The sequence below is a fragment of the Vibrio sp. CyArs1 genome (genome assembly GCF_022432925.1).
Classification (GTDB): domain Bacteria; phylum Pseudomonadota; class Gammaproteobacteria; order Enterobacterales; family Vibrionaceae; genus Vibrio; species Vibrio mediterranei.
In genome coordinates this window covers 49,662-62,829 of record NZ_JAKRBO010000007.1, presented here as the reverse complement: position 1 = coordinate 62,829, position 13,168 = coordinate 49,662, and the positions used below count along the sequence as shown (strand labels likewise).

Below are 13,168 nucleotides of genomic sequence, written 5' to 3'. Positions count from 1 at the left end.
AAGAAGTTATCGATAGAATTTATCGGCTTCACACGGTCGTGAGGCTTTGAAGGAAATGATTGTGATTATTCCAGCATTAGATTTAATTGAAGGACAAGTGGTTCGTCTATATCAAGGCGATTATGGTCAGGTTACTGAATATAAGGTCGATCCGATTGAGCAGTTCAACCTCTACCATCAAGCCGGAGCAAATTGGCTACACCTTGTCGATCTGACTGGCGCGAAAGACACATCAGCGCGCCAGCTTGATTTAATTGCCAAACTACTAGCAGGAACGCCAGCAAACATACAGATTGGTGGTGGTGTGCGCACTGAGCAAGATGTAGTTGATCTGCTTGAGGCTGGTGCTCAACGTGTTGTCGTTGGTTCGACAGCGGTTAAGCAACCAGAGTTGGTTAAAGGGTGGATGGAAAAATATGGCGCAGAGAAAATTGTGCTAGCACTCGATATTAACATCGATGAAACCGGTACACGCAAAGTCGCCATCTCAGGTTGGCAAGAAGACTCTGGCGTCACCATTGAAGCGTTAATTAATGATTATCTAACCGTGGGCTTAAAGCATGTGCTGTGCACTGATATTTCACGTGACGGCACATTAGCAGGTAGTAATGTCGAACTCTATGTAGACCTGTGCAAGCAGTACCCACAAGTGCAGTTTCAGTCTTCAGGTGGTATCGGTAGCCTTGCCGATATTGAAGCACTAAAAGGCACGGGCGTATCGGGCGTGATTGTTGGCCGAGCGTTATTAGATGGTAAATTTACCGCAGAGGAGGCATTCCAATGTTGGCAAAGCGAATAATTCCTTGTTTGGATGTCCGTGACGGTCAAGTGGTGAAAGGCGTTCAGTTTCGAAACCACGAGATTATTGGTGATATCGTTCCGTTAGCTGCACGTTATGCAGAAGAAGGTGCAGATGAGTTAGTCTTTTATGATATCACTGCCTCAAGCGATGGCCGTGTAGTGGACAAAAGCTGGGTAGCGCGAGTGGCAGAAGTGATTGATATTCCATTCTGTGTCGCTGGTGGTATTAAGTCTGCTGAAGATGCGGCACGTATCTTAGAATTTGGTGCTGATAAAGTATCAATCAACTCGCCAGCTTTGGCTAACCCTGAATTGATTACCGAGCTTGCCGACAAGTTTGGTGTTCAGTGTATTGTCGTCGGTATCGACTCCTACTTTGATAAAGAAACGGGTAAGTATCAGGTGTATCAATTCACCGGTGACGAATCACGTACTAAAGCCACTAAGTGGGAGACTCGCGACTGGGTTCAAGAAGTACAAAAGCGCGGTGCAGGGGAAATCGTACTTAATATGATGAACCAAGATGGGGTGCGAAATGGCTATGACATCGAGCAGCTTAATATGGTTCGCGAAGTGTGTAAGGTGCCTCTCATTGCTTCTGGCGGTGCGGGTGCGATGGAGCACTTTGCAGAGGCGTACAACAAAACCAATGTTGATGGTGCGTTGGCCGCTTCCGTATTCCACAAGCAGATCATCAATATCGGTGAGCTTAAGCAATATCTAAAACAACAAGGTGTGGAGATCAGACTATGAGTGAAGCAGCAGTAGCGCTCACCGAGCGTATCGACTGGGAAAAAGTAGATGGTCTTGTACCTGCTATTATTCAGGACTTTCAGTCTAGCCAAGTTCTAATGATGGGATATATGAATCCTGAAGCGTTGGAAAAGACCTTGGAAACTGAGCAAGTGACCTTTTTCTCTCGCACGAAATCCCGATTGTGGACGAAAGGAGAAACGTCAGGCAACGTACTCCAACTTCGTAATATCGCTCTAGATTGTGACAACGACACGGTACTCGTGAAGGTTGACCCAATTGGACCAACGTGTCACACAGGTACGACTACGTGTTTTGATGGTGACCCACAAGAAGAGTCTCAAATGGTGTGGCTTCATCAGCTTGAGCAATTGCTTGCCGCTCGAAAAGATGCGGATCCGCAATCTTCTTATACCGCGAGCCTCTATGCCCGTGGTACCAAACGTATTTCGCAGAAAGTGGGCGAAGAGGGCGTTGAAGTCGCGCTTGCGGCAACGTCGGGTGACAAGGCGGAGCTAATATGCGAATCAGCTGACTTAATTTATCACCTAATGGTTTTACTTCAGGACCAAGGTCTATCGATGAATGATGTGGTTAATAAGCTGAAAGAACGCCATAAATAATCTTTCAATCAATAAAAAGAGTCAGTAAGTTACCTTACTGACTCTTTTTATTTGTGGGTTAGTAGCCGAATGCAGGAGCAAGTACGTCATACATCAGTGGTGGAAAGTCATCCAATAAATGCAGGGTATTGTTATACGTGTATCCAGTGTCTAGATCGGTAATATCGACTCTAAAATAAAATCGCTCTGAATTCTTATAGACGTCCATATCAAAGTCTGTATTACCATAATAGTGTGTGCCATCAGAAAGGACTTTTGTATGGTCAGTAGAGATATTTAAAGTATGGACTAGTGAACGACATTTTTTGTCGGCGTCTTCGCATTGATAACGAATGTTGAAACTTGCCGCATCTTCCGCAATGTCTATGTTTCTGTGTGAGTGACCAATCGCGTCGTGATTAATCGCAGGCCAAATTTCGCTCAATCCAATTTTCTCGTCACTGACGACCCAAATAAAGGCATGTTCATAAAAATAATCAGGGTCAACTATACCTCGTGAAACGTAGTAGACAATGGTCAGCTCTTCTCCGTCCCATTGGCACGATACATGGATATTAATTTGAGGGTAATCGCCTTGATAGCGGCATACCGCTCCTAGTGATTCTAGTGACATACCAAACCGAGCTGATACTTCATTGAACCAAGCTATGGGGTAACCTATCGGGTGTAAGCTCTCCCGGTAAATGGCCTGGGTCACCAATATCTGGGTGAGGTCGGTCTGGTTCAGAGCCTTCTGGAAGGTGGACTGGTGGGGACTGTGGTGCGACTTCAGTCTCACTACTGGAAGAGTTACAACCTGCCAATAGAACTAATGGTAGTAGAGCGAAAATATATTTCATATCTGTTGCCTAATGTACTAATTGATTGGGCAAAGTTATAGCACTCAACTAGGAATTAGGCTGCTTAGCTCTGTTTATATCTATGATAAGCGGTCATTATTGGTATTGTATCTTATGGGATCAAGTATGGGAGTGACTCGACTTCTGCGCTTTGTTGAATTTCACATCAGGCAAAGGAACAATCGCCAATTTTAGATAGCAAGCTCCCACGCATAGACTAATTAATACCCCGATGGAGAGCTGAGAAAGCTCGTGTAGTGAAGATGTCACAATGTTATGCAGTAAATAGGCCGTAAGTGAAATAAAAAGTGACATCAACCATTTACTGTGGTCGTAGGGTAAAAATTCAAGTGATTGGCTAACCACATACAGCATGACTAATCTCGCGAAGTATGATGTTGCGAGAACAACTATCACCCCAACGAGTCCCCATATAGGTACCAACACAAAATAGCCAATTACCGCAATTGCGGCACAGATGCCTTGAATCCACATTTGTGCCTTACTGGAATCGCCACTGTAACATCCCAAATTTAAATAATCTCCGGCGTTTTTAATTACGCCGATGACAAGGAGTGCAACCAGAAGTGTACTTGCTGATTGATAGGTGGTTGGTAATATCAAAGTAACGAAGCTCGGTGCGGTTAGAATCATTACAGTAGCAAGCAAGATTGCAATGTTCACACCGAGAACTGCCTTATTTGCACACTCTTGTTTACCATTGGCTCCGTTTAGTATCGCTACTCGATTTGGAAACCACCACAGCGCGTAGGGCTGGAGAGCAAGCCCAAGTATTAGAGCAAATTTAGCACTGACGGCATAGATAGCAAGTTGTTCCACACCAACAAAACTGGCAAGGAACCAACGATCAAGCCCGTTAATCATATAAACTGATGCACCGCCCACCAGCACGGGCAAACCAAAACTCAAAATTAGACGTGACGAGCCTAGATAACCAAAACTCCCCATTTGACTCCATTGATACTTGAGCAAGCACATTAGCAGAAGCAAGCTAGAGCAGGCTGCTGATATTAATACACCATCGATACCATACCCTGCTTCGAGTAGAACAAAGGTCATCATCGCTTGAACGAGCGCTTTAATGACATTAAGAATGCAGAAGCGTTTCGCCATGGCATTCATACGCATTAATGTTAACGGGATGGATATTGCACCATCGATCATGGTTGGAATGAGCAGTAATAAAATTTGGTAGCTTTCGAAGTTAACAGGTAAAGCGTGAATCAACCAGGGGAGGGATATTCCAATGAGGCTACCGCCAACAATACAAACGATGATACTTAACGTAAAGCAATTTGAGATAAGCTGCTGCTTCTCGGCACCTTCTGAGGTACCAATATATCGATACATGGCATCGACTATGCCAAAACTGAATAGAATAGTACCTATGTCTGCGAGTAACACTAAAGCCTCCAGTGAACCATACTCGGCTAGCGACAACTTATGTGTGATATAGGGAATCATGATGAGTGACACCCCTTTCATCATCAAGATGCCGACGGCGTAGTAAGCGGATTGCTTCAGCGAGTTCATGATGCAGACCTACCTGGTTGAATAATGATGCTTTTACAGTCTCCTAGTAGACTGCGTAAACGTCGTTTTTCTGGAGCCAAGGATAGTGAGCGTAGGTCAAGTATGATCGCCAATAAAGGTTGATTAAGACAGCGGTGATAGTCTGCATAGCCTTCAAGAATGCGTGCTTTTGAACGTCTTAAAGCAGCGGAAGAAATATTCCAGTAGAGGTGAGCGGATGTGTACCTGTGCAAGATGGCTTCTAAAGATTTTAAGTTACGTAGTCGATTATCGTTAGTTTGAGTAGTTGACCCTTGTCGCATGACATAGCCTACTTCAATAGAGTTCAGTGCACCTAATGGGTGTTGCTCACAAATGCGTAGCCACAAATCGAGATCTTCTCCGTACTCTAAGCTGGAATCGAAAGGCGCGATGTCTCGAAAGATCTCAGCCTTAATCATTACCGTTGAAGTACCAATGACGTTGTTTTGAAGGACAAATTCCAAGGCATCGTCCATCACAATATGTTGACGACTGTCAGCTTGAAACTTATTCCAATAGCCAAAGCAGTCGATGATGGCTTCATATTGTTCGGTGACGTGTTGGTAGTTAGTAAAGGTAGCCGCAAGCTCTGGGTGGGTTTGATGAAAGTTGAGTTGCCTTTCTAGCTTGGTTGGCATCCAAAAGTCGTCAGCATCAAGAAAGGCAATGTATTCGCCGCTAGCTCTGCTAATTCCTAAGTTTCTAGCACCCGAAGCCCCGAGGCCTGATGTCGTGATTGTCTGCATTCGCGAATCATTGATGCTGCTAAGATAATGTGAGGTGCTGTCAGTACTATTGTCATCGACAACAATGATTTCTAGTTCCTGATGTGTTTGGGAAAACACACTTTCAATTGCTTTAGGCAAATACTTAACGCAATTGAAAGTTGGAATGATAATCGAGATTTTAGCCATATCCTTTAGCTCTCATATCTGCAGCGGTATACGACAAGTAGCACTATATATGCCAAGACTGATATTGTTTTAAAACATGTGCTTAGGATTACTTATTGCAAATTGATTGTTTTCAGTTAGCTAAGAAGTGTCAGATTCGGCAAATTGATTATCGAATTGCGAATAGAGCGATATTCAAGTGATAAGTGGTTGCTTAACAAGTCTTGTGTCTTTGGCGCGTATCTTGCTTTGAACAAAAGACATAGTTAGCTTTTGGGACGGAAGAATGAAGAAGACCGCGTTCATTGCGCCTACATACCCGGTGTTGAGTGAGACTTTTATTCAAACAGAAGTTGATTCGATTAGAGCTTGTGGACATCCCGTCTGTGTGTTTGCTTTTGAATTGGAACAAACGCAATCGACTTTCGATTATGACGTTATCAAAATCGGTGAAAATTTCTGTTTGTCGGCACTGTCGGAGTTTAGGTATAAAAATCTGTTAGCGGCAGCACAGTTTGTTCGTAATCAGAACTCACTGCCTAAGCGTTCATTATTCGTTTATGGCGCCAAGTTAGCCACTCAACTTGCTGAACATCATGTCGAGCACGTTCATGCTCACTTTTGCCAGCACACCACGGCACACGCCATTGTTGCAGCAAAGCTGCTGGGAATAAGTTGCTCTTTTGTTGCACATGGCCACGACGTTTATGAGTCCCCTTTTGACGTCGGAGAGAAACTTGCCGCCTGTGACTTCGCAGTCGCTGTTTGTCGTGACATGCTGGACGACTTTAAAAACATGGCAGGTAAAAATATCAAATTGTTACACTGTGGAGTGAAAACCGAGCAATTTACGTACTCGCCTAAATTACCTCGCCCCGAAATCTCACTTGTCTTTTTAGGTCGCCTAGTGGAGCAGAAAGGTGTGCAGCACTTGTTGGAAGCGATGGCTCCGATAGCCGAGAAACTCAATATTCTCCTCGATATTGTTGGTACTGGAGAGTTAGAAGCCGAGCTAAAGCAACAAGTACAACGACTTGGCTTGTCCGATAGAGTAAGCTTTTGTGGTGCAAAGCCCCACGATTGGGTGAAAAAGTCGCTGCCAAATTATGATTGCTTAGTCGCACCATTTTGTATGGCCTCTACGGGTAATGTAGATACGGGGCCTCTAGTCCTTAAGGAAGCTATGGCGGTAGGTACGCCTGTTATCACTACAGACATCATGGGGTGCAAAGAAATTGTGACGCCAGAGACGGGCTTCGTTGTCCATGAAAAAGATGTCACAGCGCTTAGGGCGAGCATTGTGCAGTTTTCTCAGCTCAGCTTTAGCCAAAGAGTGATGATGGGACGATTGGCGCATGAGCGCGTTCAAGTAAAGTTCAACGCGCTGTTACAGGCCAGAAAGTTGTCTCGTTGGATAGAGAATCCAGCTTAACGAATGTACCTTGCGTTGATGCTTACGTGCCAACGATGTAGTTGTCCGTTAGTTTTCTCTATCCATAAATCATTATGATATTGGTAGATGCGACCATTTACGATTAGGGTGAAACCATTGTCTTTGACGCTTTCTAACTTTGTGAATTGGTCGGAAGTGACCAGAAAAGGCTCACTGTTATCTATTGGCGTTGCGTCAGACAAGACAAAGTAGGCGTATTTAGGACCAGCATCGGGGTCGGTAGAATGAATTCGGTGCGCGACGAGCTTGAATTCATCGCTCAAAGGGGTGCTGAGAGTTTGTTTACCCATTGTTTCGTGGGTAGGTATAAACACCCATGAGAGGGTTGCGATGATGGCAAGTAAGACTACACCGAAAGCTAAGAGTAATTTGTTCATAAGATACGAGTTGAAACGAAGGATAAAGAACCAATGACAAGCTTACCATTGAAGGAAAGGTAGTGCGAAAAATTATCTGGTCGCAGGTAGGGACCCACGACCAGTAGAAAGGTTAGATAGTAGAATTATAAGGTTCCCGTTTAGGGCAAGTCCCAAGAATTTCCCTTCGTCCAGACTCCTTCACTTCTTCTAAAATAACATCGAACCCCCAAAGTCGATAAAGGTGCTTCAAAACTTCGTCATGGCCTTTATCCAGAGGAATGCGATTATGTGGAACATGTTGTAATGTAAGCGAGCGGTCTCCTCGAACATCCACATTGTAAACTTGGATGTTCGGCTCGAGATTACTCAGGTTGTACTGCGCTGCGAGTTTTTCACGTATCTGACGATATCCCATTTCATCATGAATAGCGGAGACTTCGACGAAGTTCTTTCGGTCATCATCGAGAATGGAGAAAAACTTAAACTCACGCATTAAATGCGGAGATAAATATTGGCTAATAAAGCTCTCATCTTTGAAGTTGTGCATAGCAAAATGCATAGCATCGAGCCAATCACTGTCGGCCAACTCTGGGAACCATTCTCTATCCTCGTCCGTTGGTTCTTCACAGATGCGCTTAATATCCCTAAACATTGCAAAGCCTAGAGCGTAAGGGTTTATACCACTAAAATAAGGGCTGTTATAAGCGGGCTGAGCAACCACACTGGTGTGGCTGTGCAAGAACTCGAGTATGAACTTGTCAGAAACCAGACCTTCATCATATAAGTGATTAAGAATTGTGTAATGCCAGAAGGTCGCCCAACCTTCATTCATTACTTGTGTCTGCTTTTGTGGATAAAAATATTGACTTACTTTACGCACGATCCTGACGATCTCACGTTGCCACGGTTCAAGTAATGGCGCGTTCTTTTCAATGAAGTAGAGGATATTTTCCTGAGGTTCACTAGGGAAGCGTACCTTTTGGTCTTCTTCAGGTGTTCGATTTTTAGGTACGGTGCGCCATAAGTCGTTGACCTGTGATTGCAAATAGGTTTCGCGTTCCTCTTGGCGAATTTTCTCTTCTGCAATTGAGATTTTTTCTGGACGTTTATAACGGTCCACACCGTAATTCATTAAGGCATGGCACGAGTCTAGAATTTGCTCTACCTCCTCTTCACCATACTTTTGCTCGCAGTCAGCAATGTATTTCTTAGCGAAAAGCAGGTAATCAATAATAGAACTAGCATCCGTCCATGTTTGAAATAGATAGTTGCCTTTAAAGAAGGAATTGTGACCGTAACAGGCATGTGCCATAACCAGAGCCTGCATGGTGACTGAGTTTTCCTCCATGAGGTATGCAATACATGGGTTGGAATTGATTACGATTTCATAGGCTAAACCCATTTGCCCATGTTTGTATCCCTGTTCTGTCTGGATGAATTTCTTACCAAATGACCAGTGATTATAGTTAATGGGCATCCCTATACTCGAATAAGCATCCATCATCTGTTCTGACGTAATGACTTCGATTTGGTTAGGGTAGGTGTCGAGACGGTAGTGCTCTGCGACACGCTTTATTTCTTTGTGGTAGCGTTCCAACATATCGAAAGTCCAATCAGGACCGTCTGGAAGTACCTTTGACTTAACTTTAGTATCTGTCGTCATATGCACGTCTCCCTATGCGGTCTCTTTTTGAAACAACTCCCTAAACACTGGGAATATGTCTTCAACAGAACGAATGTTCTTCATTGCAAAGTTGTCGAATTCATTCTCTAACTTTTCATATTCATGCCACAGTGTTTGGTGTGTCCTACGAGTAATTTCTATGTAAGAGTAATATTGGCAAGCTGGTAACAGTTTATTGACGAGTAATTCACGGCAACGAGGTGAATCGTCAGCCCAGTTATCGCCATCTGAAGCTTGCGCTGCATAGATGTTCCATTCTCCAAGAGGATAACGGTCTTCTACAATTTCCTTCATCAATTTGAGAGCACTTGAAACGATGGTGCCACCAGTTTCTTGAGAATAGAAGAATTCGTGCTCATCAACTTCTTTCGCTTGTGTATGATGTCGAATAAACACCACTTCAACGTTCTCATAGGTGCGTGTTAAGAATAAATACAGCAACACATAGAAGCGTTTAGCGATATCTTTGGTTGCTTGGTCCATTGACCCAGATACATCCATCAAACAAAACATCACTGCTTGGCTTGAAGGAACTGGACGTTTTTCATAGTTTTTAAAACGAAGATCGAAGGTGTCGATAAAAGGTACGCTATCGATTTTTTTGCGAAGCTCTGCTATCTCTTCTTTAAGTCGGTTTTCCTCAATTGGTTTAGCTGGCTCGCTCATCTGGACGTCATCAAGCTCTTTACAAAGCTCATCGAGCATACGTCGTTTGCCCGCTGTCATCGCGGTGCGTCGTGCTAACGACTGTTGTAAGGAACGAACGATGGCAATGTTAGAAGGCATACCAGCAGTTTGATAACCTGCTCGATGCGTTTTCCATTCTTTAATTTTGTTGATTTGATTCTTTTTGAGGTTCGGTAGTGCGAGATCTTCAAACAGAATATCAAGGTATTCGTCTTTAGAAATCTGGAACACGAATTCGTCTTCACCTTCACCGTCAGGACTTGCTTCCCCCTGACCAGAGCCACCGCCTTGTCCGCCTTTTGGTGGGCGTTCAATTTTGTCCCCTGTGATGAATTGGTCGTTACCAGGATGAACGCGCTCTTTCACGCCTCCTTGGCCTTGATGGAAAATCGGCTCACTAAGATCTTTTGCAGGAATCGAAACATCCTCGCCAGTCTCAGTATTGGTAATGGAGCGGCGATTGACGGCATCGGTAACCGATTCTTTGATTTTCTGTTTATGCCTGCGTATGAAACGCTGCCTGTTAACGGCACTTTTGTTCTTGCCGTTCAAGCGTCTATCGATAAATTGTGCCATGAGTTACTCCCTGTATTCCTCTCACCAAACAGCCTCCGAGCTTTCGCTCGGGGCTGAGATAAACAGTCAGGTGTACTTATGAGGATTTACGAACTCTCAAGTACCACTCAGACAGCAATCGTACTTGTTTCTCGGTGTAGCCTTTCTCCATCATACGATTAACAAAGTCGTCGTGCTTACGTTGGTCTTCGGATGATGTTTTCGCATTAAATGAAATAACAGGTAGTAGTTCTTCTGTATTGGAGAACATTTTCTTCTCGATAACCGTGCGAAGTTTTTCGTAACTTGTCCAAACGGGGTTTGAACCATTGTTATTAGCACGAGCACGAAGCACAAAGTTAACGATCTCGTTTCGGAAATCTTTAGGATTACTAATACCCGCGGTTTTTTCGATTTTTTCTAGCTCTTCGTTAAGTGAAGCTCGGTCGAATAACTGACCTGTTTCCGGGTCACGATACTCTTGGTCTTGAATCCAGAAGTCCGCATAGGTGACGTATCGGTCGAAGATATTTTGTCCGTACTCTGAGTATGACTCCAAGTAAGCGGTTTGAATTTCTTTACCAATGAATTCCACATAGCGAGGTACTAGATAACCTTTAAGGAATTCTAAATACTTCTCGCCCACTTCTTGAGGGAACTGTTCACGTTCAATTTGCTGTTCAATGACATAGAACAGGTGCACTGGGTTTGCTGCGACTTCAGATTGGTCGAAGTTGAAGACTCGTGACAGGATCTTAAAGGCGAAACGAGTAGACAGGCCAGACATGCCCTCATCGACGCCGGCATAGTCGCGGTATTCTTGATAGCTCTTCGCTTTAGGATCGGTGTCTTTCAATGTCTCACCGTCATAAACACGCATTTTCGAGAATAGAGATGAGTTTTCTGGCTCTTTTAGGCGCGATAGTACGCTGAATTGACCTAGAAGCTCTAGGGTACTTGGTGAACAAGGTGCTTTTGAGAGCTCACTATGATCAAGAAGTTTCTGGTAAATTTTAACTTCTTCAGAGACGCGCAAGCAGTATGGCACCTTAACAATGTAGACACGGTCCAAGAACGCTTCGTTGTTCTTGTTATTGCGGAAGGTTTGCCATTCTGATTCGTTCGAGTGCGCCAATATCATACCATCGAACGGCAAGGCTGAAAGTCCTTCAGTACCGTTGTAGTTACCTTCCTGTGTTGCGGTTAGGAGTGGGTGCAAGACTTTAATTGGTGCCTTGAACATTTCCACGAATTCCATCAAACCTTGGTTTGCGCGGCACAACGCACCTGAATAGCTATACGCATCTGGATCGTCTTGTGAGAAGTGCTCAAGTTGGCGAATGTCAACTTTACCAACTAGAGCGGAAATGTCTTGGTTGTTCTCATCACCGGGTTCAGTTTTAGCTATCGCGACTTGGTCTAAAATAGATGGCCTGACTTTAACAACCTTAAACTTAGTAATGTCGCCGCCAAACTCGTGTAAGCGTTTCGCTGCCCAAGGTGACATGATTGAGCGTAGGTAGCGTTTCTCAATACCATATTCACTTTTCAGTAGGTCTCCGTCTTCTGAAACATCGAACAAACAGAACGGGTGATCGTTGACCGGACTGCGCTCGCCGTTGGCAGATAACACGTAAATAGGCATTTTCTGCATTAATGCTTTAAGCTTCTCTGCAAGCGAAGATTTACCGCCACCTACTGGACCTAGAAGGTATAGTATTTGTTTTCTTTCTTCTAGACCTTGAGCGGCATGCTTGAGATAAGACACAATTTGTTCGATGGCATCTTCCATGCCGTAGAAATCTTCGAACGTTTTGTAGCGAGAAATAATGCGGTTTGAAAAAATACGACTTAAGCGAGGATCCTGAGCGGTATCAATAACCTCAGGTTCACCGATTGCGAGTAAAAGACGTTCCGCTGCATTGGCGTAAGCACTCTTGTCGTCTTTACATAGAGATAAGAATTCCTTGATAGACAATTCTTCATCTTTTGCGGCTTCGTAGCGCGCTTGATAATGATCGAAAATACTCATAGCTGATTCCCCTTAAACCTGCAAAGCTGACCATTGACAGATATACAATGCGACTCCATGTCATTTTTAAGACTAGTAGGGTTTTCAGATTTATGCTTATCAATTATGCATTTATTTACAAAACTTCCTCAATTTAGTCTGCTGATTATCCCCCAGTCTCAACTTTTATACGTGAGTCCCGATTATTAGATTAGACCGGTTGAGAGTAAGAAAAGTTGCTCAAAAAAAGCCCTCTGCCTAGGGAGGAAGAGGGCTTTTTGATAACTGATTGTTTTAACGCGTTAAAGTTAAGCGTTAAAAATCTGTCTGAATTCTGCTGCTGATAAGTGGTATTGACGTGGGCAATTTCGCCATGTCACTAACATACGACGATATTTCTCAAGCATAGGCACATGGCTATTGAAGTGATGATCGCCTTTGTCGAATTGTGGGTAAAGCCCTTCAGAATCGATTAGAAATCGAACATAATTAACCAATTGTGCTTCAGCTGCGATATCAAACCCTAAGAACTGCAAGCGACGCTGGTCTACATCGTTACGCTCTTCATCTGAAAGCATCTTATTGGATTCTTGCATTGCGTGGTACATTTCCATGATGTCGATTACTTCACGACACTCGTCTTCAACTAAACAGCCATACTCTTTGTTCATTTCACGCATTTGCAGTTCATAGCCACGCTCTACAATTGTTTGTAGGCGCTTGTACTTTTCTGCATTTTCCGGCGTTAGCTTAGCCATTAGGTAATATTGATTAGATAGGATTAGACGTTGAGCATTTGTCATTTCCATGGTGAAAAGCCTCACTAAAAAGTCATCATTATAAGTTTACGAATGAATTCGCTATACCGACAGGTTATCAGCTTCTCGATATTGTGTAACATGATCTCAACACGTATTTATTACAAAAAAACGCGC

Annotated in this window: 13 protein-coding genes; 4 read left to right on the top strand and 9 right to left on the bottom strand. The window is 43.7% G+C overall.

The annotated features are described in order from the left end of the window. The first annotated feature begins 61 nt into the window (after positions 1-61). Genes hisA through hisIE form a run of 3 tightly spaced genes read left to right on the top strand, consistent with a single transcriptional unit; the run spans position 62 to position 2,177 of the window. Positions 62-799, top strand: coding sequence for a 1-(5-phosphoribosyl)-5-[(5-phosphoribosylamino)methylideneamino]imidazole-4-carboxamide isomerase (hisA, locus tag MMA19_RS19535; RefSeq protein WP_006074114.1), 738 nt, complete (start codon positions 62-64; stop codon positions 797-799). After that, positions 781-1,554: an imidazole glycerol phosphate synthase subunit HisF gene (gene hisF, locus MMA19_RS19530; protein WP_006074116.1), complete on the top strand. Its 774-nt coding sequence runs from the start codon at positions 781-783 to the stop codon at positions 1,552-1,554. Before hisA ends, hisF begins: the two co-directional genes overlap by 19 nt. Continuing rightward, complete coding sequence (hisIE, locus tag MMA19_RS19525) at positions 1,551-2,177, top strand: bifunctional phosphoribosyl-AMP cyclohydrolase/phosphoribosyl-ATP diphosphatase HisIE (protein WP_038230069.1); 627 nt, start codon at positions 1,551-1,553, stop codon at positions 2,175-2,177. The genes hisF and hisIE overlap by 4 nt, the downstream gene beginning before the upstream one ends. A 58-nt stretch (positions 2,178-2,235) precedes the next feature. Here the strand turns inward: hisIE and MMA19_RS19520 are convergent, their stop codons facing one another. From MMA19_RS19520 to MMA19_RS19505, 4 genes are all read right to left on the bottom strand, one after another. After that, positions 2,236-2,790 carry a hypothetical protein gene (locus tag MMA19_RS19520; protein WP_240207014.1) on the bottom strand — a complete coding sequence of 185 codons (555 nt, stop codon included), beginning with the start codon at positions 2,788-2,790 and terminating at the stop codon, positions 2,236-2,238. Positions 2,791-2,809: 19 nt separating this feature from the next. Beyond that, positions 2,810-3,016 carry a hypothetical protein gene (locus MMA19_RS19515; protein WP_240207013.1) on the bottom strand — a complete coding sequence of 69 codons (207 nt, stop codon included), beginning with the start codon at positions 3,014-3,016 and terminating at the stop codon, positions 2,810-2,812. A gap of 120 nt (positions 3,017-3,136) precedes the next feature. Continuing rightward, a complete protein-coding gene (locus MMA19_RS19510; protein WP_240207012.1) occupies positions 3,137-4,570 on the bottom strand; it encodes an oligosaccharide flippase family protein in 1,434 nt (477 codons plus the stop codon). Further along, entirely contained in the window at positions 4,567-5,505 is a 939-nt protein-coding gene (locus MMA19_RS19505; RefSeq protein WP_240207011.1) for a glycosyltransferase family A protein, read from the bottom strand. The genes MMA19_RS19510 and MMA19_RS19505 overlap by 4 nt, the downstream gene beginning before the upstream one ends. A gap of 265 nt (positions 5,506-5,770) precedes the next feature. Here MMA19_RS19505 and MMA19_RS19500 point away from each other — a divergent pair, with 265 nt between their 5' ends. Continuing rightward, the gene (locus MMA19_RS19500) at positions 5,771-6,916 is read left to right on the top strand and encodes a glycosyltransferase (RefSeq protein ID WP_240207010.1); all 1,146 of its coding nucleotides are present in this window, start codon (positions 5,771-5,773) and stop codon (positions 6,914-6,916) included. On the opposite strand, the gene MMA19_RS19495 is transcribed toward MMA19_RS19500, so the two are convergent. From MMA19_RS19495 to MMA19_RS19475, 5 genes are all read right to left on the bottom strand, one after another. Further along, a complete protein-coding gene (locus tag MMA19_RS19495) occupies positions 6,913-7,314 on the bottom strand; it encodes a hypothetical protein (protein WP_240207009.1) in 402 nt (133 codons plus the stop codon). The two genes, MMA19_RS19500 and MMA19_RS19495, sit on opposite strands and share 4 nt — an antisense overlap. A gap of 112 nt (positions 7,315-7,426) precedes the next feature. Then, positions 7,427-8,959 (bottom strand): SpoVR family protein, encoded by a 1,533-nt coding sequence (locus MMA19_RS19490; protein ID WP_006074130.1) that lies wholly within the window; start codon positions 8,957-8,959, stop codon positions 7,427-7,429. A gap of 12 nt (positions 8,960-8,971) precedes the next feature. After that, the gene (locus MMA19_RS19485) at positions 8,972-10,243 is read right to left on the bottom strand and encodes a YeaH/YhbH family protein (protein WP_006074131.1); all 1,272 of its coding nucleotides are present in this window, start codon (positions 10,241-10,243) and stop codon (positions 8,972-8,974) included. A gap of 76 nt (positions 10,244-10,319) precedes the next feature. Beyond that, the gene (locus tag MMA19_RS19480) at positions 10,320-12,254 is read right to left on the bottom strand and encodes a PrkA family serine protein kinase (RefSeq protein ID WP_006074135.1); all 1,935 of its coding nucleotides are present in this window, start codon (positions 12,252-12,254) and stop codon (positions 10,320-10,322) included. 287 nt (positions 12,255-12,541) lie between these two features. Then, a complete protein-coding gene (locus MMA19_RS19475) occupies positions 12,542-13,042 on the bottom strand; it encodes a YfbU family protein (RefSeq protein WP_006074138.1) in 501 nt (166 codons plus the stop codon). Between the last annotated feature and the right edge of the window lie 126 nt (positions 13,043-13,168).

Excerpts from the sequence above, each read along its gene's own strand:
- hisF (WP_006074116.1), top strand. The coding sequence starts at position 781 with ATGTTGGCAAAGCGAATAATTCCTTGTTTGGATGTCCGTGACGGTCAA.
- hisIE (WP_038230069.1), top strand. The coding sequence starts at position 1,551 with ATGAGTGAAGCAGCAGTAGCGCTCACCGAGCGTATCGACTGGGAAAAA.
- MMA19_RS19520 (WP_240207014.1), bottom strand. The coding sequence starts at position 2,790 with ATGTCACTAGAATCACTAGGAGCGGTATGCCGCTATCAAGGCGATTAC.
- MMA19_RS19515 (WP_240207013.1), bottom strand. The coding sequence starts at position 3,016 with ATGAAATATATTTTCGCTCTACTACCATTAGTTCTATTGGCAGGTTGT.
- MMA19_RS19510 (WP_240207012.1), bottom strand. The coding sequence starts at position 4,570 with ATGAACTCGCTGAAGCAATCCGCTTACTACGCCGTCGGCATCTTGATG.
- MMA19_RS19505 (WP_240207011.1), bottom strand. The coding sequence starts at position 5,505 with ATGGCTAAAATCTCGATTATCATTCCAACTTTCAATTGCGTTAAGTAT.
- MMA19_RS19500 (WP_240207010.1), top strand. The coding sequence starts at position 5,771 with ATGAAGAAGACCGCGTTCATTGCGCCTACATACCCGGTGTTGAGTGAG.
- MMA19_RS19495 (WP_240207009.1), bottom strand. The coding sequence starts at position 7,314 with ATGAACAAATTACTCTTAGCTTTCGGTGTAGTCTTACTTGCCATCATC.
- MMA19_RS19490 (WP_006074130.1), bottom strand. The coding sequence starts at position 8,959 with ATGACGACAGATACTAAAGTTAAGTCAAAGGTACTTCCAGACGGTCCT.
- MMA19_RS19485 (WP_006074131.1), bottom strand. The coding sequence starts at position 10,243 with ATGGCACAATTTATCGATAGACGCTTGAACGGCAAGAACAAAAGTGCC.
- MMA19_RS19480 (WP_006074135.1), bottom strand. The coding sequence starts at position 12,254 with ATGAGTATTTTCGATCATTATCAAGCGCGCTACGAAGCCGCAAAAGAT.
- MMA19_RS19475 (WP_006074138.1), bottom strand. The coding sequence starts at position 13,042 with ATGGAAATGACAAATGCTCAACGTCTAATCCTATCTAATCAATATTAC.